Source organism: Streptomyces sp. NPDC045998, from assembly GCF_056430285.1.
On sequence record NZ_JBWKLJ010000017.1, the window covers coordinates 45,549 to 63,278 of the forward strand.

At 70.4% G+C, this 17,730-nt stretch carries 20 protein-coding genes; 3 read left to right on the forward strand and 17 right to left on the reverse strand.

Translation table 11 applies throughout. The features are described from left to right. Positions 1-333: 333 nt before the first annotated feature. The 6 genes from AC07FJ_RS33000 to AC07FJ_RS33025 all read right to left on the reverse strand — a co-directional run bounded on the left by AC07FJ_RS33000 (position 334) and on the right by AC07FJ_RS33025 (position 4,453). Positions 334-588 (reverse strand): DUF4229 domain-containing protein, encoded by a 255-nt coding sequence (locus AC07FJ_RS33000; protein WP_479052902.1) that lies wholly within the window; start codon positions 586-588, stop codon positions 334-336. Between the two features lie 122 nt (positions 589-710). Then, positions 711-1,268 (reverse strand): N-acetyltransferase family protein, encoded by a 558-nt coding sequence (locus AC07FJ_RS33005; RefSeq protein WP_479052860.1) that lies wholly within the window; start codon positions 1,266-1,268, stop codon positions 711-713. Between the two features lie 19 nt (positions 1,269-1,287). Beyond that, positions 1,288-1,935, reverse strand: a complete 648-nt coding sequence (locus tag AC07FJ_RS33010; RefSeq protein WP_479052861.1) for a UdgX family uracil-DNA binding protein — start codon at positions 1,933-1,935, stop codon at positions 1,288-1,290. A 28-nt stretch (positions 1,936-1,963) separates the two neighbouring features. Continuing rightward, entirely contained in the window at positions 1,964-3,127 is a 1,164-nt protein-coding gene (gene mqnE, locus AC07FJ_RS33015; RefSeq protein ID WP_403556413.1) for an aminofutalosine synthase MqnE, read from the reverse strand. A gap of 90 nt (positions 3,128-3,217) precedes the next feature. After that, positions 3,218-3,673, reverse strand: coding sequence for an Lrp/AsnC family transcriptional regulator (locus AC07FJ_RS33020; RefSeq protein WP_361428253.1), 456 nt, complete (start codon positions 3,671-3,673; stop codon positions 3,218-3,220). A gap of 105 nt (positions 3,674-3,778) precedes the next feature. Beyond that, positions 3,779-4,453: a UbiX family flavin prenyltransferase gene (locus tag AC07FJ_RS33025; protein WP_479052862.1), complete on the reverse strand. Its 675-nt coding sequence runs from the start codon at positions 4,451-4,453 to the stop codon at positions 3,779-3,781. 94 nt (positions 4,454-4,547) lie between these two features. Here AC07FJ_RS33025 and AC07FJ_RS33030 point away from each other — a divergent pair, with 94 nt between their 5' ends. After that, positions 4,548-5,186 carry a rhomboid family intramembrane serine protease gene (locus AC07FJ_RS33030; RefSeq protein ID WP_479052863.1) on the forward strand — a complete coding sequence of 213 codons (639 nt, stop codon included), beginning with the start codon at positions 4,548-4,550 and terminating at the stop codon, positions 5,184-5,186. Here the strand turns inward: AC07FJ_RS33030 and mqnP are convergent. From mqnP to AC07FJ_RS33045, 3 genes are read right to left on the reverse strand one after another with little or no spacing between them, the layout of a single operon-like run. Beyond that, entirely contained in the window at positions 5,176-6,072 is an 897-nt protein-coding gene (gene mqnP / locus AC07FJ_RS33035) for a menaquinone biosynthesis prenyltransferase MqnP (protein WP_479052864.1), read from the reverse strand. The genes AC07FJ_RS33030 and mqnP overlap by 11 nt on opposite strands. After that, positions 6,072-6,542: a hypothetical protein gene (locus AC07FJ_RS33040; protein ID WP_479052865.1), complete on the reverse strand. Its 471-nt coding sequence runs from the start codon at positions 6,540-6,542 to the stop codon at positions 6,072-6,074. The genes mqnP and AC07FJ_RS33040 overlap by 1 nt, the downstream gene beginning before the upstream one ends. Further along, the gene (locus AC07FJ_RS33045) at positions 6,539-7,990 is read right to left on the reverse strand and encodes a menaquinone biosynthesis decarboxylase (RefSeq protein WP_361428243.1); all 1,452 of its coding nucleotides are present in this window, start codon (positions 7,988-7,990) and stop codon (positions 6,539-6,541) included. The genes AC07FJ_RS33040 and AC07FJ_RS33045 overlap by 4 nt, the downstream gene beginning before the upstream one ends. Before the next feature lie 88 nt (positions 7,991-8,078). Between AC07FJ_RS33045 and AC07FJ_RS33050 the strand changes: the two genes are divergently transcribed. Then, entirely contained in the window at positions 8,079-8,474 is a 396-nt protein-coding gene (locus AC07FJ_RS33050) for a PLD nuclease N-terminal domain-containing protein (RefSeq protein WP_479052866.1), read from the forward strand. A gap of 1 nt (position 8,475) precedes the next feature. On the opposite strand, the gene AC07FJ_RS33055 is transcribed toward AC07FJ_RS33050, so the two are convergent. From AC07FJ_RS33055 to hemL, 8 genes are all read right to left on the reverse strand, one after another. After that, positions 8,476-8,988 (reverse strand): SRPBCC domain-containing protein, encoded by a 513-nt coding sequence (locus AC07FJ_RS33055; protein ID WP_361428239.1) that lies wholly within the window; start codon positions 8,986-8,988, stop codon positions 8,476-8,478. Between the two features lie 37 nt (positions 8,989-9,025). Further along, positions 9,026-10,105 carry a c-type cytochrome biogenesis protein CcsB gene (gene ccsB, locus AC07FJ_RS33060; RefSeq protein ID WP_479052867.1) on the reverse strand — a complete coding sequence of 360 codons (1,080 nt, stop codon included), beginning with the start codon at positions 10,103-10,105 and terminating at the stop codon, positions 9,026-9,028. Beyond that, on the reverse strand, positions 10,102-11,871 hold the full coding sequence (resB, locus tag AC07FJ_RS33065; protein WP_479052868.1) for a cytochrome c biogenesis protein ResB: 1,770 nt from the start codon (positions 11,869-11,871) through the stop codon (positions 10,102-10,104). Before resB ends, ccsB begins: the two co-directional genes overlap by 4 nt. A gap of 4 nt (positions 11,872-11,875) precedes the next feature. After that, a complete protein-coding gene (locus tag AC07FJ_RS33070) occupies positions 11,876-12,613 on the reverse strand; it encodes a cytochrome c biogenesis CcdA family protein (protein ID WP_479052869.1) in 738 nt (245 codons plus the stop codon). 3 nt (positions 12,614-12,616) lie between these two features. After that, positions 12,617-13,222, reverse strand: a complete 606-nt coding sequence (locus tag AC07FJ_RS33075) for a TlpA family protein disulfide reductase (RefSeq protein ID WP_479052870.1) — start codon at positions 13,220-13,222, stop codon at positions 12,617-12,619. Positions 13,223-13,321: 99 nt separating this feature from the next. Continuing rightward, positions 13,322-14,575 carry a polysaccharide deacetylase family protein gene (locus tag AC07FJ_RS33080; protein ID WP_479052871.1) on the reverse strand — a complete coding sequence of 418 codons (1,254 nt, stop codon included), beginning with the start codon at positions 14,573-14,575 and terminating at the stop codon, positions 13,322-13,324. Between the two features lie 129 nt (positions 14,576-14,704). Further along, a complete protein-coding gene (locus AC07FJ_RS33085) occupies positions 14,705-15,403 on the reverse strand; it encodes a histidine phosphatase family protein (RefSeq protein WP_479052872.1) in 699 nt (232 codons plus the stop codon). Continuing rightward, positions 15,400-16,707: a glutamate-1-semialdehyde 2,1-aminomutase gene (gene hemL / locus AC07FJ_RS33090; RefSeq protein WP_355362735.1), complete on the reverse strand. Its 1,308-nt coding sequence runs from the start codon at positions 16,705-16,707 to the stop codon at positions 15,400-15,402. The genes AC07FJ_RS33085 and hemL overlap by 4 nt, the downstream gene beginning before the upstream one ends. 316 nt (positions 16,708-17,023) lie before the next feature. Between hemL and AC07FJ_RS33095 the strand changes: the two genes are divergently transcribed. Further along, complete coding sequence (locus tag AC07FJ_RS33095; RefSeq protein ID WP_479052873.1) at positions 17,024-17,713, forward strand: hypothetical protein; 690 nt, start codon at positions 17,024-17,026, stop codon at positions 17,711-17,713. Positions 17,714-17,730 lie beyond the last annotated feature (17 nt).

Below are 17,730 nucleotides of genomic sequence, written 5' to 3' on the forward strand. Positions count from 1 at the left end.
GGGAAATACGGGCAGAGGTGAGGGGTGCGACGCACGCGCGCTACGGGCGGCGCCGCTGCATGATGCCGGGGTCAGATTTCGCGGCAACAGACCGCGGACATACAGCGGCACAGGTCGACATGCAGGCGCGCCACGAGCGGGGGGCTCATGGCTTCACGGGGGCGCACAGCTGTCTTCACGCCGAACACGTTAACACTTGAACTTTGAGGTCCTCAAAGCACTTCTTTGGGGGAGGAGTCCCCGGAAACGCCAACGCCCCCGTCCGAAGCGCGGCTTCGGCACGGGGGCGGGTACGGGCGCGTGCGGAGTATGAGCTACCTCACGGCGTGTGCGTCACTGGGCGGTGGCGTCCTCCTGGGACCGGCTGGACTCCAGCCGCGCCTTCATGGTGTCGACCTTCGGGGCGATCTGCTCGGACATCGCGTCCCGCTGCTTGCGCAGCAGCACGAAGCTGAGCGGCGCGGAGATCACGATCGAGAGCATGAGCACCCACAGCAGGTTCGAGTCGCCGAGCCCACGCGGCAGCACACCGACGTACACCAGGCCCCACAGGGCGAGGAAGCAACCGACGAAGATGCCGAAGCGCATCAGGGTGTAGCGGATGGTGGCGCTCGTCCAGGCGGCAGCGGACACGGCGGGCCTTCCTTCTTCCTGCTCTGCTCTCTTCGCTTACGTGCGCATCAAGTGAAGCATGCGCCCTTTGGATCATTTCAGGGGGTGAGGGAAGCGGGCGCTCCGGCGGCCCGCTGCAACGGCAGGTACATGATGACGTCGTCGCGGTCGTCGCCGTCCGCGACCCGGATCGCCCCCGGCACGCGCCCGACCTCCTTGTACCCGCAGCCGGCGTAGAACCGATCGGCCCCGGTGCCGCCGCGGCACGTCAGCCGTATCGCGTCGATGCCGTCGAAGCCGTGCACCGCCTCCTCGACCGCCGCCATCAGCGCGCGTCCGTACCCCTTGCCCTGGTGCTCGGGGTGCACCATCACCGTGTAGAGCCACACCCAGTGCCGCATCAGCCGGTGCGTGTTGTACGCGATGAAGGCGGTGGCGGCGACGGCCCCGTCCTCGTCGTACCCCGCCAGCAGCCGCATGCGGCCGTCCTCGATCGCGGCGAGGTGGCTCACCCACTGGGGCAGGATGTCGCCGGGCGTCACGGGCGGTACGAAGCCGACGGCGCCGCCGGCGTTGGTGACGTCCGCCCACAGGGCGAGGACGCCGTCGCGCAGGGCGGGGTCGATGCGCGGGTCGAGGGCGAAGGTCAGCGGCATGCCCTCGACGATAAACGCCTCAGCCCAGCGCCCGGGCGGCGATCCGCAGGTCGGACACCAGGCCCTCGTAGACCGCCTCCCGGTCGTCGGCGCGCAGCACGGCGGACGGGTGGATGGTGGCGAGCAGGCTCTCGCCCCGGTCCTCGTACGGCAGGAGCATGCCGCGCTGCCTGGTCACCCGGAAACCGGAGCCCAGCAGCGCCTTCCCGGCGGTGGCACCGAGGACCACGATCACCTCGGGGTCGACGAGCCGCATCTCGGCGTCGAGCCACGGCTTGCAGGCGGTCATCTCGCGCAGGCCAGGCGACTTGTGGATGCGGCGCTTGCCGCGCTCGGGGACGATCTCGAACTTGAAGTGCTTGACGGCGTTGGTGGTGTACGTGTCGTCGGGGTCGATCCCCGCCTCGTCCAGCGCCCGGTCCAGGAGCTTCCCGGCGGGGCCCACGAAGGGCGCGCCCTGCCGGTCCTCCTGGTCGCCCGGCTGCTCGCCGACGAGCATCACGCGCGCGTGCGGGTTCCCGGCGCCGAACACGGTCTGCGTGGCGTCGCGGTGCAGCGGACAGCCGCGGCACCCGGCGGCCGCCGCGCGCACCTCGTCGAGGTCCGCGCCGGCGGGCACGAACGGCCGGGCGTCGTACGCGTCCTCGGGGGCCTTGGTGTGCGCCATGGCCCCCGGGTACCCGTGGGGCGGTGCGTCAGACGCGCATGGGCTGCGGCGACTCACGGCGGTCCGCGTCCGGGCCCGGGTACTCGCGGATGATCTCGTACCGCGTGTTGCGCTCCACCGGGCGGAAGCCCGCGTCCCGGATCAGCTCCAGCAGGTCCTCACGGCTCAGCTTGTTCGGCGTGCCGTAGTTGTCCGCGTCGTGCGTGATCTTGTACTCGACGACCGAGCCGTCCATGTCGTCCGCGCCGTGCTGGAGCGCCAGCTGCGCCGTCTGCACGCCGTGCATGACCCAGAAGACCTTGACGTGCGGGACGTTGTCGAACAGCAGCCGCGAGACCGCGAAGGTCTTCAGCGCCTCGGCGCCCGTCGCCATGGTGGTCCGCGCCTGGAGGCGGTTGCGGATCTTGCCGTCCTTCATGTCCACGAAGTCGTGCTGGTAGCGCAGCGGGATGAAGACCTGGAAGCCGCCGGTCTCGTCCTGGAGCTCCCGCAGCCGCAGCACGTGGTCCACGCGGTGGCGCGGCTCCTCGATGTGGCCGTACAGCATCGTGCACGGGGTCTTGAGCCCCTTCTCGTGCGCGAGGCGGTGGATGCGGGACCAGTCCTCCCAGTGGGTGCGGTGGTCCACGATGTGCTGGCGGACCTCCCAGTCGAAGATCTCCGCGCCGCCGCCGGTCAGGGACTCCAGCCCGGCGTCGATCAGCTCGTCGAGGATCTCGGAGGCGGACAGCCCGGAGATGGTCTCGAAGTGGTGGATCTCGGTCGCGGTGAAGGCCTTGAGGGAGACGTTCGGCAGGGCCTTCTTCAGCTCGCTGAGCGACCGCGGGTAGTAGCGCCACGGCAGGTTGGGGTGGAGCCCGTTGACGATGTGCAGCTCGGTGAGGTTGTCGTTCTCCATCGCCTTGGCGAGGCGGACGGCCTCCTCGATGCGCATGGTGTACGCGTCCTTCTCGCCCGGCTTGCGCTGGAACGAGCAGTACGCGCACGACGCCGTGCACACGTTCGTCATGTTGAGGTGCCGGTTGACGTTGAAGTGGACCACGTCACCGTTCTTGCGCGTGCGCACCTCGTGGGCGAGGCCGCCGAGCCAGGCCAGATCGTCCGACTCGTAGAGGGCGATGCCGTCCTCGCGGGTCAACCGCTCCCCGGACCGGACCTTCTCCTCCAGCTCGCGCTTGAGCCCCGCGTCCATGCGGATGCCTCCCATACGTGTGTCAATCGGGCTCCACCACCGTACTCCCCCGTACTTTTCAGCCGGGGGGACCCCCACCGGGGCTCCGCGTCACTCCCCCTCCGGCAGGTCGCCGACCCGGTTCTCCCACTTCGTCGACAGCACGATCGTCGTCCGCGTACGGGAGACGCCCTTCGTGCCGGACAGGCGGCGGATGGTCTTCTCCAGGCCGTCGACGTCCGTCGCCCGCACCTTGAGCATGTACGAGTCGTCGCCCGCGATGAACCAGCAGTCCTCGATCTCGGCCAGGTCCTTCAGCCGGCGGGCCACGTCCTCGTGGTCGGCGGCGTCGGAGAGCGAGATGCCGATCAGCGCCGTGACGCCGAGGCCGAGCGAGGCGGAGTCGACGGTGGCGCGGTAGCCGGTGATGACGCCCGCCGCCTCCAGGCGGTTGATGCGGTCGGTGACGGAGGGCCCGGAGAGCCCGACGAGCCGGCCGAGCTCGGCGTACGAGGCCCTGCCGTTCTCCCGCAGGGCCTGGATGAGCTGCCTATCCACGGCGTCCATATGCCTGAAGCCTTCCATTGGTCAGCGAAACCGCGCGTTTGAGTGTCAATCTAAGGCATGCGGGGTCGGCGCCCCGTACGGATCTTCCCCTGGCTCTCGAGAGCCCTAATCACCATCACGCGAGCCACCACCGAGCTCGCCCTTCCAGCGGCGGTACAGCGCGTGCGGTACCCCCGCCGCGTCCAGCACCCGCCCCGCGACGAAGTCCACCAGGTCCTGGATGTGCGTCGCCCCCGCGTAGAACGCCGGCGAGGCCGGCAGCACCACCGCGCCCGCCTCGTCCAGCGCCACCAGGTGCTTCAGCGTCTGGCCGTTCAGCGGGGTCTCGCGCACCGCGACCACGAGCCGGCGCCGCTCCTTCAGCGTCACGCTGGCCGCCCGCTGCAGCAGGTCCTTCGACAGGCCCAGCGCCACCCCGGCCACGCAGGCGGTCGACGCGGGCACGATCAGCATCCCCTTGACGGGGTACGAGCCCGACGACGGCCCCGCGGCCAGGTCACCGGCCGCCCAGTGGCGTACGTCCGCCACGTCGACGTCCCGGAAGGTACCCGGCTTCCCGTCCGCGCCCCGCGCCAGCCACTCCGCCAGGTCCTCGCGCCAGTGCGCGTCGCGGAACGCGATCCCCGTCTCGTCCAGCAGCGTCAGCCGGGACGCCCGGGACACCACCAGGTCCACGCTCTCCCCGGCCGCCAGCAGCCCACGCAGCACGGCGGCGGCGTACGGGGTCCCCGAGGCCCCGGACACCCCGACGACCCAGGGAACGCGCTTGCCGACAGTCATGCGCCTGAGCCTATCCGGCCCGGCGGGCGGGGAACCGGGTAAGGTCCCCGGACGTTTGCCGAGGTGGAAGCGTGCGAGACCGCAGGGGGCCGCCATGGCGGGTACGACGAGTGGGACGGCGAGCCGGACCGGCCGCGACGGCACCGGCTGGAGCCGCGCCGGCCGGGCCGGGGCGGCCGCGAAGCTGATGGTCGCCTGGGTGGCGCTGCTGTGGCTCCTCGAAGCCGTGGACATGGCGACCGGTCACGCCCTCGACGCCTACGGCATCACGCCCCGCGAGACCGCCGAGCTGCGCGACCTCGTCCCCGCGGCGTTCCTCCACTTCGGCTTCGCCCACGTCGCGGCGAACACCGTGCCGCTGCTGGTCTTCGGCTTCCTCGCCGCGCTCGGCGGCATCCGCCGCTTCCTGGCCGTCGCCGCGCTCATCGTGGTCGTCGACGGGCTCGGCGTGTGGCTCGTCTCCCCGTCGTACAGCGTCACGGCGGGCGCCTCCGGCCTGATCTTCGGCCTCTTCGGCTACCTGCTGGTGCGCGGCTTCGTGGACCGCAAGCCGCTGGACATCGGCGTCGGCCTGCTGATCGGCGCCGTCTGGGGCAGCTCGATCCTGCTGGGCATATCCCCCACCCAGTCCGGCGTCAGCTGGCAGGGCCACCTCTTCGGCCTCCTGGCGGGCGTGGCGGCGGCCTTCGTCTTCCGCCGCCGCCCGCGCCGGACGGCGGCGCTCACCCCCTGAGGCCGCGCACCACCAGGTCCACCACCGCGCACACGAACAGCGCGATCCCGATGAAGCCGTTCGTCGTGAAGAACGCCCGGTTCAGCCGCGACAGGTCGTGCGGGCGCACGATCGTGTGCTCGTACACGAAGGCGACGGCCACCACGACCAGGCCCAGCCAGAAGAAGAGGCCCGCGTCGGTGGCCAGGGCGTACCAGACGAGCAGGGCCGTCGTCACGGCGTGGCAGGCACGGGCGCCGTGGAGGGCCGCCGGGACGCCGAACCGGGCCGGGACCGACATGACGCCGTGGGCGCGGTCGGCCTGGACGTCCTGGCAGGCGAAGATCAGGTCGAAGCCGCCGATCCAGACGCCGACGGCGAGGCCGAGGATCATGGCGTCCCACGACCACGCCCCGGTGACCGCGAGCCACGCGCCGACCGGGCCGATGGCCTGCGCCAGACCCAGGATGGCGTGCGGGAAGTTCGTGAAGCGCTTGCCGTACGGATAGACGACCATCGGCACGACGGCGAGGGGCGCCAGCGCCAGGCACAGCGGGTTGAGCAGCGCCGCCGCGCCCAGGAAGACCACCAGGGCCACCAGCGCGCCGGTCCAGGCGGAGCGGACGGACACCGCGCCGGTGACCAGCTCGCGGCCCGCCGTGCGCGGATTGCGGGCGTCGATCTCGCGGTCGATGATCCGGTTGCAGGCCATGGCGAAGGTGCGCAGGCCCACCATCGCGACCGTGACGAGCAGCAGCTCGACCCAGTGGACGCTCCGGTCGTCCTCGTACATCGCGGTGAGGGAGGCGATGTACGCGAAGGGCAGCGCGAAGACCGAGTGCTCGATCATCACCAGCCGCAGGAAGGCCTTGATGCCGCCGGCCGGCTTCGGCGCGGTGGTCGTCATCACGCGAGGCTCCCGAGGAACGCGTCGAGGTCGGCCAGCAGCGCGGCCACGGGCAGCGGCCCGGTCTCCACGGTCAGCGTGGTCTCGGGGTCGTCGGGCGGTGTGACGTGCGCCGTGAAGGCGTAGGCGTCCGCGCCGGCCGGACGGGCGTCCAGACGCAGGACCGCGCCGCCGTCGACGCTGAACGGCCCGGATGCGGCGGCAAGCTCGGCGCGCAGCCGCTCCGCGAAGTCGGCGGGCTCGGCGTCGCGCACGCCGGGCAGCTCGAAGCCGTCGCCCTCGCCGCCGCTCTCGACCAGGACGGCCCACAGGTCGCCCGCGCCCGCGAACTCCTCGGGGGCGACACCCGCCTCGGCGGCGGCCCGCTGGACCCCGGCGTCCGCCGGGTCCAGCTCCGGGCGCACCAGCGCCACGTAGTCGGTGTCGGTGCCGATGAAGAGGGCGGGACCGCCCATCGCGATCGGGCTCACAGCCCGTACTCCTTCCAGCGGCGGTCCACCAGCGCCGCCGTCGCCGGGTCGGACTCCACCATGTCCGGCCAGCCGCCGTCGCGCGTGTAGCCCTCCTCGGGCCACTTCTTCGTGGCGTCGATGCCCGCCTTTCCGCCCCAGAACTGCTGGTACGAGGCGTGGTCCAGGTGGTCGACCGGGCCCTCGACGACCGTGAGGTCGCGGGCGTAGTCGGTGTTGCCGAGCGCCCGCCACGACACCTCGTGCATGTTGCGGACGTCGCAGTCGGCGTCGACGATCACGATGAGCTTGGTCAGCGACATCATGTGCGCGCCCCAGATGGCGTGCATGACCTTCTGCGCGTGCTTGGGGTACTTCTTCTCGATCGAGACGATGGCGCAGTTGTGGAAGCCGCCCGACTCCGGCAGGTGGTAGTCCACGATGTCCGGCACGATGATCTTGAGCAGGGGCAGGAAGAAGCGCTCCGTCGCCCGCCCCAGCGGCCCGTCCTCCGTCGGCGGCCGGCCCACCACGATGGACTGCAGCAGCGGCCGCTTCCGCATCGTCACGCAGTCGATCTTCAGGGCCGGGAACGGCTCCTGCGGGGTGTAGAAGCCGGTGTGGTCGCCGAACGGCCCCTCGGGGAGCATCTCGCCCGGCTCCAGCCAGCCCTCCAGGACCACCTCCGCCTGCGCCGGGACCTGCAGCGGCACCGTCTTGCAGTCCACCATCTCGATCCGCTTGCCCTGGAGGAAGCCCGCGAACAGGTACTCGTCGATGTCCTCCGGCAGCGGCGCCGTCGAGGCGTACGTCACCGCCGGGGGCGCCCCGAACGCGATCGCGACCGGCAGCCGCTCCCCGCGCCGCGCGGCGACCTGGTAGTGGTTGCGGCTGTCCTTGTGGATCTGCCAGTGCATGCCGATGGTGCGCTTGTCGTGGCGCTGGAGCCGGTACAGGCCGAGGTTGCGGATGCCGTTCTCGGGGTGCTTGGTGTGCGTGAGCCCCAGGTTGAAGAAGGACCCGCCGTCCTTGGGCCAGGTGAAGAGCGCCGGGAGCATGTCCAGGTCCACGTCGTCCCCGCGCAGCACGACCTCCTGCACGGGCGCGTCCTTGACCTTCTTCGGCGGCACGTGCGCCATCGCGCCGAGCTTGCCGAACGCCTCGCGCACGCCCACGAAGCCGTGCGGCAGCTCGGGCCGCAGCAGGCCGCCGATCTTCGCGCTGATCTCGTCGTACGACGTCAGGCCCAGCGCCTTCAGCAGCCGGCGGTCGGTCCCGAAGACGTTCATCGCGAGCGGCATCGCGGAGCCGCGCACGTTCTCGAAGAGCAGCGCCGGGCCACCGGACTTCTGGACCCGGTCCACGATCTCCCCGACCTCCAGGTGGGGGTCGACTTCGGCCTTGATGCGCTTGAGGTCGCCTTCGCGCTCCAGAGCCCTGAGCAGCGAGCGGAGATCGTCGTAAGCCATGGGGTCAAGTATCGGTCACCGGCTACTCTGGGCCTGTCACCGGGGCTGTGGAAACCGGCCCGCCAATGCTTCCAGGGAGCTGTCCCCCATGCTCAGGGCACTGCTGTACATCCTGCCGCTGGCGTTGACGATCTACGCGTTCATCGACTGCCTGAACACGCCGGAGGACGAGGCGAAGCACCTCCCCAAGGTGGCCTGGATCTTCATCATCCTGCTCTTCTGGATCGTCGGCCCCATCGTCTGGTTCGCCGCCGGAAAGATGCGCCACGCCCCGGCCGGCGGACGCACCCCCTCCGAGTGGCACCGGAACCACCGCACCCAGTGGGTCGCCCCCGACGACAACCCCGAGTTCCTGAAGTCCCTGCGCGACGAGAGCAAGAAGGACGAGGCCCTCCTGAAGGACTGGGAGGCCGACCTGCGCCGCCGCGAGGAGGAGCTCAAGAAGGGCGAGCAGGACGAGGACGACGACCCGAAGAAGCCCTGATCTAGGTCGCGCCGAAGTCGCGGGCCTCGTACCGGCTGCGCAGGTCCTGCCAGCGCTCGCGCGACCAGGAGGGCCAGTCGGCCGGCTTGCCGTCCAGCGCGTCGACGAGGTACTCGAAGCGGTCGTGCCAGCCGGCCAGGCGGTCGAGACGCCGGTCGTCCGTGCCTCGGAACTCGTTCAGGAACCGCAGCACGGTCGTGTCGGGCGCGCCGCCCCGCTCCAGGTGCAGGCGGACGCGGCCGTACACGTCGAGCGTGTACTCCACGATGCGCTCGACGTCCCACGCGGTGACCGTGCCGGTGGCGACGGTGTCGCTGGTGGGCCAGCGCAGGATGGCCGTGCCGCCGAGGTGCGGCTCCAGCGCTTTGGGCTCGGCCAGCCAGCCGCGCAGGCCGCCCGGGGTGGAGATGGCCGGCCAGACGCGCTCCACGGGGTGCGGCAGCGGAACCGTGAACCGCACGGTGTGGGTGTCGCCATGGGTCTCGCTCGTACCGGGAGGTATGGGATCAGCCATACCTCCAGCCTCGCGCGGGCGCCGGGCCCGCGCTACCTCACACGCCTGCGTAGGAGTGCTTGCTGCTCACGAAGATGTTGACGCCGTAGTAGTTGAAGAGGAAGCACGCGAAGGCGATCAGCGCGATGTACGCGGCCTTGCGGCCCTTCCAGCCGGCCGTCGCGCGGGCGTGCAGGTACGCGGCGTACCCGACCCACGTGATGAACGACCAGACCTCCTTGGCGTCCCAGCCCCAGTAGCGGCCCCACGCGTCGCCGGCCCAGATCGCGCCCGCGATGATCGTGAAGGTCCACAGCGGGAAGATCGCCGCGTTGACGCGGTACGCGAACTTGTCCAGGCTCGCGGCCGCCGGCAGCCGCTCCAGCACCGAGCGGGCGAAGGCGCTCGGCGTGCGGCCCGCCGCCAGCTTGGCCTCGTACCCGTCGCGGAAGAGGTAGAGCAGCGTTGCGACGGCTCCCAGGTACAGGACGGCGCCGCAGAAGATGGCGGTGGAGACGTGGATCCACAGCCAGTACGAGTGCAGGGCCGGGACCAGCTGGTCGCTCTCGGTGTAGAGCCAGGTGGTGGCGATGCCGAGGTCGATCAGGACGGTGGTGACCAGCGGCAGGCCCATCCAGCGGACGTTCTTCTTCGCGAGGAGGAAGCCGAGGTACGCGCCGACCGCCACCGTCGAGAAGGTGGTGGAGAACTCGTACATGTTGCCCCAGGGGGCCCGCTGCACCGACAGCGCGCGGGTGACGACACCGGCGGCCTCGATGAGGAAGGCGAGCGTGGTGAGGGAGACGGCGATCCGCCCGTAGAGGTCGCCCTTCTCGTCGCCGCCGGCCGCGCCCGGGCCGTCGGGGACCTCGCGGGCGCCGGCTGCGGCGCGGGTGACGACCTGCGGCTTGTCCAAGACGGCGGTGCCGCCGCCCTGCCGCGTGACCTGGACCGGCGCCTGCGCGCCCGCCGAGGACTCCGTCAGGGCCGCCGCCGTACGGCCGACCTTGCTGCGGCTGCCGAGGACCCACTCGGCGATGTGCGCGAGGAAGGCCAGGGTGTAGACGGCCATGGAGGAGTAGATGAGCAGATTGCTCAGCTCCGCCAGGCTCTCGTTGGTCGCGGCGGCGAGATTCACTTCTCAGCCCTTTCGTCGGCGTGGTCGGCCTCGGCCTCGGGTGCGGGCGCAGGGGTGGGCGCGGGCGCGGTCGGTGCCTGGGAGTGGAGGGTGGCGGCCAGGTCGGCCAGCTCCTCGGGAAGCTTCGCGGACTCGCTGCGGCCGAGCCCCGCCAGCTCGACGACGGTCACGCCGTCGTCACCGCGGACCGCCCGGACCCACACGCGGCGGCGCTGGATGAAGAGGGAGCCGACCAGTCCGGCGATGGCGGCGATGGCACCGGCGAGGGCGAGACCGTTGCCGGGCTGCTGGGAGATCTGGAAGCTGGCCCACTCCTTGATCCCCTTCTCGAAGGTGACCGAGCCGGCCCCGCCCGGCAGCTCCATGCGCTCGCCGGGCCGCAGGGTCTTCTTGTAGATCTCGCCGTTCGCGTCCTTGAACGGGGTCATCTTGCTGGTGTCCAGCTGGTACACGTTCTGCGGCAGGCCGCTGTCGACGCGCAGGTCGCCGTGGTAGGCGCTGATGTTGAGCGCCGGGAAGACCAGGCCGGGGAACTGGCTGAACATCTGGCCGCTGCCCTTGCCCGCGTACGTCGGGACGAAGAAGAGCGGGAAGCCGAGCTGGTCCTTCTTGCCGTTCTTGTCCTTGTAGCCGTCCATCACCTTGAGGACGCCGGTGGAGGTGACGTTGTTGTCGATGGGGAGCAGCGGAACGGCGGCCCGGTAGACGACCTCGCCCTTGCCGTCGCGGACGGTGAGGACGGGCGCGTACCCGTGCGAGATCAGATAGACCTTCGAGCCGTCGACCTCCAGCGGCTCGTTGACCCGGATGACGCCCTTCTTCTTCTCCTCGCCCGCCCTGCCGTACGTGACGTCCGCCTCGAAGGTGCGGGGGGTGCCGCGCTGCGGGCCGCTCGTCTCGTACGTGCCGGTGAACCGGTCCAGCTTGAAGCTGAACCGCGCCAGCTCGTCGGTGTCGAAGAGCGAGCCCGACTTGAAGTCGTCGTACTGCGGGAGGATGTTCGAGAAGCCGTCGCCCTCGACGATCAGCTTGCCGCCCTCGGACTTGAAGAGCTGTCCGGCGGCGAAGGCCACCAGCATGACGATGAGCGCCACGTGGAAGAGGAGGTTGCCGGCCTCGCGCAGGTAGCCCTTCTCGGCGGCGACCGCGTCCCCGGCGGTGTGCGCGCGGAAGCGCCGCCCCTTCAGCAGCGCGAGCGCCGCCTCGCGTACGTCCTCGGGCGCGGCCTCGGTGCGCCAGGTGGCGTACGCGGGCATGCGGGTGAGGCGGCGGGGGGCGGCCGGCGGGCGGCTGCGCAGCTGGCCGACGAACTGCCAGCTGCGGGGGACGATGCAGCCGATGAGCGAGACGAACAGCAGGATGTAGATCGCCGAGAACCACACCGAGCTGTAGACGTCGAAGAGCTGGAGCCGGTCGTAGATCGGCGCGAGCGTCTCGTGGGCTTCCTTGAAGGTGCGGACCTTCAGCTCGTCGGCGCTGTTCTGCGGGATGAGCGAGCCCGGGATGGCGCCGAGCGACAGCAGGAAGAGCAGGATCAGCGCGACCCGCATGGAGGTCAGCTGGCGCCAGAACCAGCGGACCCAGCCGAACACGCCGAGGGTGGGGCCGCCGGTGAGCCCGTCGGCCGGCCCGCCGGACTCCGCGGAGTCCTCGGCGGGCGCCGTCGACAGGTGCGCCCCGGCCGCGGCGTCCGCGTCGGCCTCCGCCACCGCCCCGGCCGTCCGTGCCGACTCGGCCGCGTCCGTCGTCTCTGCTGCCTTGCTCATGGAACTAGATCCCCACCTGGAAACCGCTGGACCAGACCTGCATGTGCTGCACGAGGATGTCCCACGCGCCTGTGAGGAGCAGCAGGCCGGTCAGGATCATCATCCCGCCGCCGATGCGCATCACCCACGCATAGTGCCGCTTCACCCAGGCGAACGCGCCGAGCGCCTTGCGGAACGCGATCGCGGCGAGCACGAACGGCACACCGAGACCGAGGCAGTACGCGAACGTCAGCAGCGCCCCGCGCCCCGCGCTGGCCTGGTCGGCGGCGAGGGCGGTGACGGACGCGAGCGTCGGGCCGATGCACGGCGTCCAGCCGATGCCGAACAGCGCGCCGAGCACCGGCGCCCCGACGAGACCGGTCACCGGCCGCTTGTGGAAGCGGAACTCGCGCTGCGTGAACCACGGCAGGAGCCCCATGAAGAAGACGCCCATGAGGATCATCAGCACGCCGAGGATGACGGTCAGCGTCTGGCGGTGCTGCTGCAGGGTCCAGCCGAAGTAGCCGAAGAGGGCGCCGCCGGAGACGAAGACGGCGGTGAAGCCGAGGACGAAGAGGGCGGCGCCGGCGGCCATCCGGCCCCGGCGGGCCTCGGCGAGGTCGGTGCCGGTGACACCGGTCACGTACGAGAGGTAGCCGGGTACGAGCGGCAGGACACAGGGCGAGAAGAAGGAGACCAGCCCGCCGAGCACCGCGATGGGCAGGGCGAGCAGGAGGGCCCCGCTGAATACCGTCTCGTTCATGGGTTACTTCTCCGCGAGGACCGGGTCGATCATCGAGCGGAGCTGTTCCTCGCCCACGGCCTTGAGCACGCGTGCGGCGATCTTGCCCTCGCGGTCGAGCACGACGGTGGAGGGGATGGCCTGGGGCGGAAGCGTGCCCTTGGGGAAGCCGTTGAGGATGATCTCGCCGGCCGGGTCGTGCAGGCTCGGGTACGTGATGCCGTTGTCCTGCTCGAACTTGACGGCCGGCTGCGGGCTGATGTCCCGCGTGTTGAGCCCGACGAACTCCACGCCCCGCGCCTTGAGGTCTTCGGAGACCTTGTTGAGGTGCGGGGCCTCGGTGCGGCAGGGCCCGCACCAGGAGCCCCAGACGTTGAGGACGACGACCTTGCCCTTGAGGTCGGCGACGTCGAGCGGCGCACCCTGCAGGGTCTTGCCGGCCATCGTGCCCACGGCCTTGCGCTCACCCTTGGGGACCATCAGGATGCCGCCGTTTCCGGCGACGAAGTTGGTGTCGCCGCCCCCGCCGGAGACGCCCTTGGTGCCACTGGTGCACGCGGTCAGCGCGAGCGCGGCCGCCAGGGCGCCGGCGGCGAGCATGATGCTTCGAGGAGCGCGGCTAAAGGTCATGTGAAAAGTTTCGCATGGGCCTTCCGGGGATCTTCCGCGCCCCCCTCCGTACTCCCTCCGCAGTTCTCCGGTGACCGTAAAGCCCGATGTCAGGACGGTCTAAGCGGCCTTGAGGAAGGTGTTCCAGCCACCGGTCGGCGATTGCCCGACCTCCAGCGTGCGGAGCTTGTCGAGGATCTTCGGGTCCTGGACGTCGAGCCAGTCGGTGAACTGCTTGAAGGAGACCAGCCGGACGTCCTTCTTTCCGGCCATGCCCTTGAGCGCTTCTTCGACGGCGTCCATGTAGATGCCGCCGTTCCACTGCTCGAAGTGGTTGCCGATGAAGAAGGGCGCGCGATTCGATTCGTAGGCGCGCCGGAATCCGGCGAGGTACGCCTCCGTGGCCTGCTTCTTCCAGTCGGGATAGCGGGCCGGGTTGCCCTTGGTCGTGTTCTGCGACTGGTTGGCGAGCATGTTGTAGTCCATGGACAGGACCTCGAAGGCGCGGCCGGGGAACGGCACCTGCTGCAGCGGCAGGTCCCAGATGCCCTGGCGCTTGACGGGCCACTTCTGGCGGCCGCCGGGCGAGCTGGCGTCGTAGCGCCAGCCGAGCTTCTTCGCCGTGGGCAGCAGGTTGTCCTGGCCGAGGAGGCAGGGGGTGCGGGCGCCGACGAGTTCCTTGCGGTAGTCGAAGGGCAGCGGGTCGAGGGTCGTCCAGCCGCTGTTCGTCTTCCATTCGGTGACGAATTTCACGGCCTGGTCGATCTCGCTCTGCCACTGCGCCGGGGTCCATTTGCCGACCGAACCGGAGCCCGCGCAGAAATGCCCGTTGAAGTGGGTGCCTATCTCGTGTCCGTCGAGCCAGGCCTGGCGGACGTATTTCAGCGTCTCCTTGATGTGGTCATCGGTGAGGTAACCGATGTCGGAGGCGCCGACGGGGTTGTTCGGCGGGCGGTAGAGGGTCTTCTTCGATTCCGGGAGGAGATAGAGCCCGGAGAGGAAGAAGGTCATGGCCGCGCCGTGGTCCTTGGCCAGTTCGAGGAAGCGGGGGAAGAGGCCGTTGCCGACCTCTCCGGCGCCGTCCCAGGAGAAGACCACGAACTGGGGCGGGGTCTGACCGGGCTCCAGGGGGACGGGCTTGTCGGGCTGGTTCGGCTGCTTACCGGTGTCGGAGGTGGAGCCGTCGCCTATCAGCCGTCCCTTCGGCGCGCCGCCGGCTTCGGGCTTACCGGTGTTCGCGCCGGCGCCGCCGGGCTGTGCGCCGCCTTTGCCCGTACCGTCGTTACCGCCACCGGGGCCGCAGCCCGCGATTCCGATCGCGGCCGCGGCCCCAACTCCGGCTCCCAGCAAACCCCTTCGGCTGATCCCGCGCATCTCGTCCCCATCCGCATTCGCGCCTGCTTTTCGACCGGAAAGTCACGACCGGTCCGACAAGGGGAGAGATGCGGTGGGGAACGCACGGGTTCCCGAATTAATCACATAATCTGCTCTGTGACAGGGTAGTTACGCGCCGAAGGCCTTGGACGCGCCCTTGTCCCTGCCCTTCACCGGCTTCGCACCGGCCAGCAGGTGCGCCGGGACGAGATCGCGGGCCGGCTCGCTGTAGCCCACCGACACGATCTTGTCGCCCTGGTACGTGAACGTGGTCAGGGACGCGAGCGTGCACTGCCGGCGCCGCGGGTCGTGCCACAGCCGGCGCCGCTCGACGAAGCTGCGCACGATCCAGATCGGCAGCTGGTGGCTCACGCACACCGCCTCGTGCCCGCGGGCCGCGTCACGCGCCGCGTTCAGCGCGCCCATCATCCGTACGACCTGGTCGACGTACGGCTCGCCCCAGGACGGCCGGAACGGGTTGGTCAGGTGCCTCCAGTTGGCCGGCCTGCGCAGCGCGCCGTCGCCCACACCGAAGGTCTTGCCCTCGAAGACGTTCCCCGCCTCGATGAGCCGCTCGTCGGTGGCCAGCTCCAGGCCGTGCGAGGCGGCGATGGGCTGGGCCGTCTCCTGGGCGCGCTCCAGCGGCGAGGCCACGACATGGGTGATGTCGCGCTCCGCCAGGTGCTCGGCGACCCGGTCGGCCATCTTCCGGCCGAGCTCGGAGAGGTGGTAGCCGGCGCGGCGCCCGTACAGGATCCCGTCCGGGTTGTGCACCTCGCCGTGGCGCATCAGGTGGACGACGGTGATGTCGTCGTTCCCCCCGTTCATGCCGTCGCCTCCGCTGCGGCGCGGGCGGCGGCCGGCAGCGCGGCGGCGATCCGCTCGACGGCGCGCTCGTCGTGCGCCGTGGAGACGAACCACGACTCGAAGGCGGACGGCGGCAGGTAGACGCCCTGCGCCAGCATCGAGTGGAAGAACGCGGTGAAGCGGAACGCCTCCTGCTTCTTCGCGTCGTCGTAGTTCACGACCTCGGCGTCGGTGAAGAAGACGGAGAACATGTTGCTCGCGGTCTGGAGCCGGTGGGCCACGCCCTCCTTGCTCAGCGCGTCCGTCACCAGCGCCTGGATCTCGCGCGAGACCGCGTTGACCTTCTCGTACGCCGCGTCGTCGAGCAGCCGCAGCTGCGCGAGGCCGGCGGCCGTGGCGATCGGGTTCCCGGAGAGGGTGCCGGCCTGGTAGACGGGCCCGGCGGGCGCCAGGTGCGCCATTACGTCGGCGCGGCCGCCGAACGCCGCGGCCGGGAAGCCGCCGCCCATGACCTTGCCGAACGTCATCAGGTCGGGGACCACGCCGTCGACGCCGTACCAGCCGGCCTTCGAGGTGCGGAAACCGGTCATGACCTCGTCGGAGATGTACAGCGCGCCGTTGGCGGCGCACAGCTCCTTCAGTCCGGCGTTGAAGCCGTCGCGGGGCGGGACCACGCCCATGTTGCCCGGCGACGCCTCGGTGATCACACAGGCGATCTCGCCGGGGTGCGCGGCGAAGGCCTGGCGTACGGCGTCGAGGTCGTTGTACGGCAGGACGATGGTGTCGCCGGCCTGCGCACCGGTGACGCCGGGCGTGTCGGGCAGCCCGAAGGTCGCGACGCCGGAGCCGGCCGCGGCCAGCAGCGCGTCCACGTGCCCGTGGTAGCACCCGGCGAACTTGACGACCTTGGCGCGGCCGGTGAAACCGCGGGCGAGCCGGATCGCGGACATCGTGGCCTCGGTGCCCGACGACACGAGCCGCACCTGCTCGACCGGCTCGACCCGGGCCACGATCTCCTCGGCGAGCGCGACCTCGCCCTCACCCGGCGTACCGAAGGAGGTTCCGCGCGCGACGGCCTCCTGCACGGCGGCGATCACCTCGGGGTGGGCGTGACCGAGGATCATCGGCCCCCACGAGCAGACGAGGTCGACGTACTCGCGCCCGTCCGCGTCAGTGAGGTACGGACCCGTACCGGACACCATGAACCGGGGCGTTCCGCCCACCGCGCGGAAGGCGCGCACGGGAGAGTTCACGCCGCCGGGCGTCACGAGGGACGCGCGGTCGAAAAGCGTCTGTGAGACTGGGGCTTCGTATGAATACGGCACTTTGGTCCTGACCTGCGAGAACGAGTGGAGGGGCGGCAATGCGCGGGCACGGCCGCCGGACGGCGACGATCTGTTGACAATCTGTTGATGATCTTGTTGCGGATCTTGCCGACGACCTTGTTTTACGACCGGGCGGCAGGGCTCCGCGTCTGCGAAACTGGGGCGTCATTGGGAAAGCTCACGGAAACCATGGTGTCAGAGGCCCGGACGTTCTTGCGGACAGGTGTTTCACCGCACGCGCGTGGGGGAGGTCACTGTCACGATGATCGGGTTGCGCGGTTGGGGCCGTGTTACCTAAAAGCAGTCGGGTGGAGATATGCATCGCGGTGGCGGACTGGGTGAAGGGACCGACGACCTGGGTCCTGAGCCCGCCCGGCGGGGGAAGCACCGGCGGCGAGAACGGGACATTCCCCCGGGGAACCAGCCCTCCCGGTCCTCCGGGAACCAGCCTTCCCGGTCTTCCGGGTCTTCCGGATCCTCCGGGTCCTCCGGGGAACAGACCTCCGGGAACCCCCTGGGGCACGAGCACATGGGGAGCGTTCCTCTGGGAGGCGGGAGTGGCCGGGGCATGGGGGTGACGTACAAGTACTTCGGCGCGCCCAACGGCGCCACCGCCGCGCGCGTCCCGATCTCGATGCGGCCCGAGGAGCTCGGCGGCGACGAGCTCGGCATGGGCGGCATGTTCACCAAGATCAAGCCCGAGACGATAGCCGCGATGGTCCTCACCGGCATCCAGGGCATGCCGCTGCACAAGGTCCCGCCCCTGGAGCTCGTGGTCCTGCACCCGGACTACGCCGTGGTGAAGCTCCCGACGACGGTGGTCGACCCCTTGCGCGGCATCGGCGAGGAGACCGTGGGCGCGGCGGCCTTCATATGGTCGACGGTCCCCGACCGCGGCGGACCGCGGGACGCGTTCGACGTGTACCAGCTGCTCCACGAATGGCAGGACTTCTCGGTACGCCTCCACGAGGCGGGGCACCAGCCGTACTGCCTGGTGTGGCCGTAGGCGGGGCCCGGGGCTCG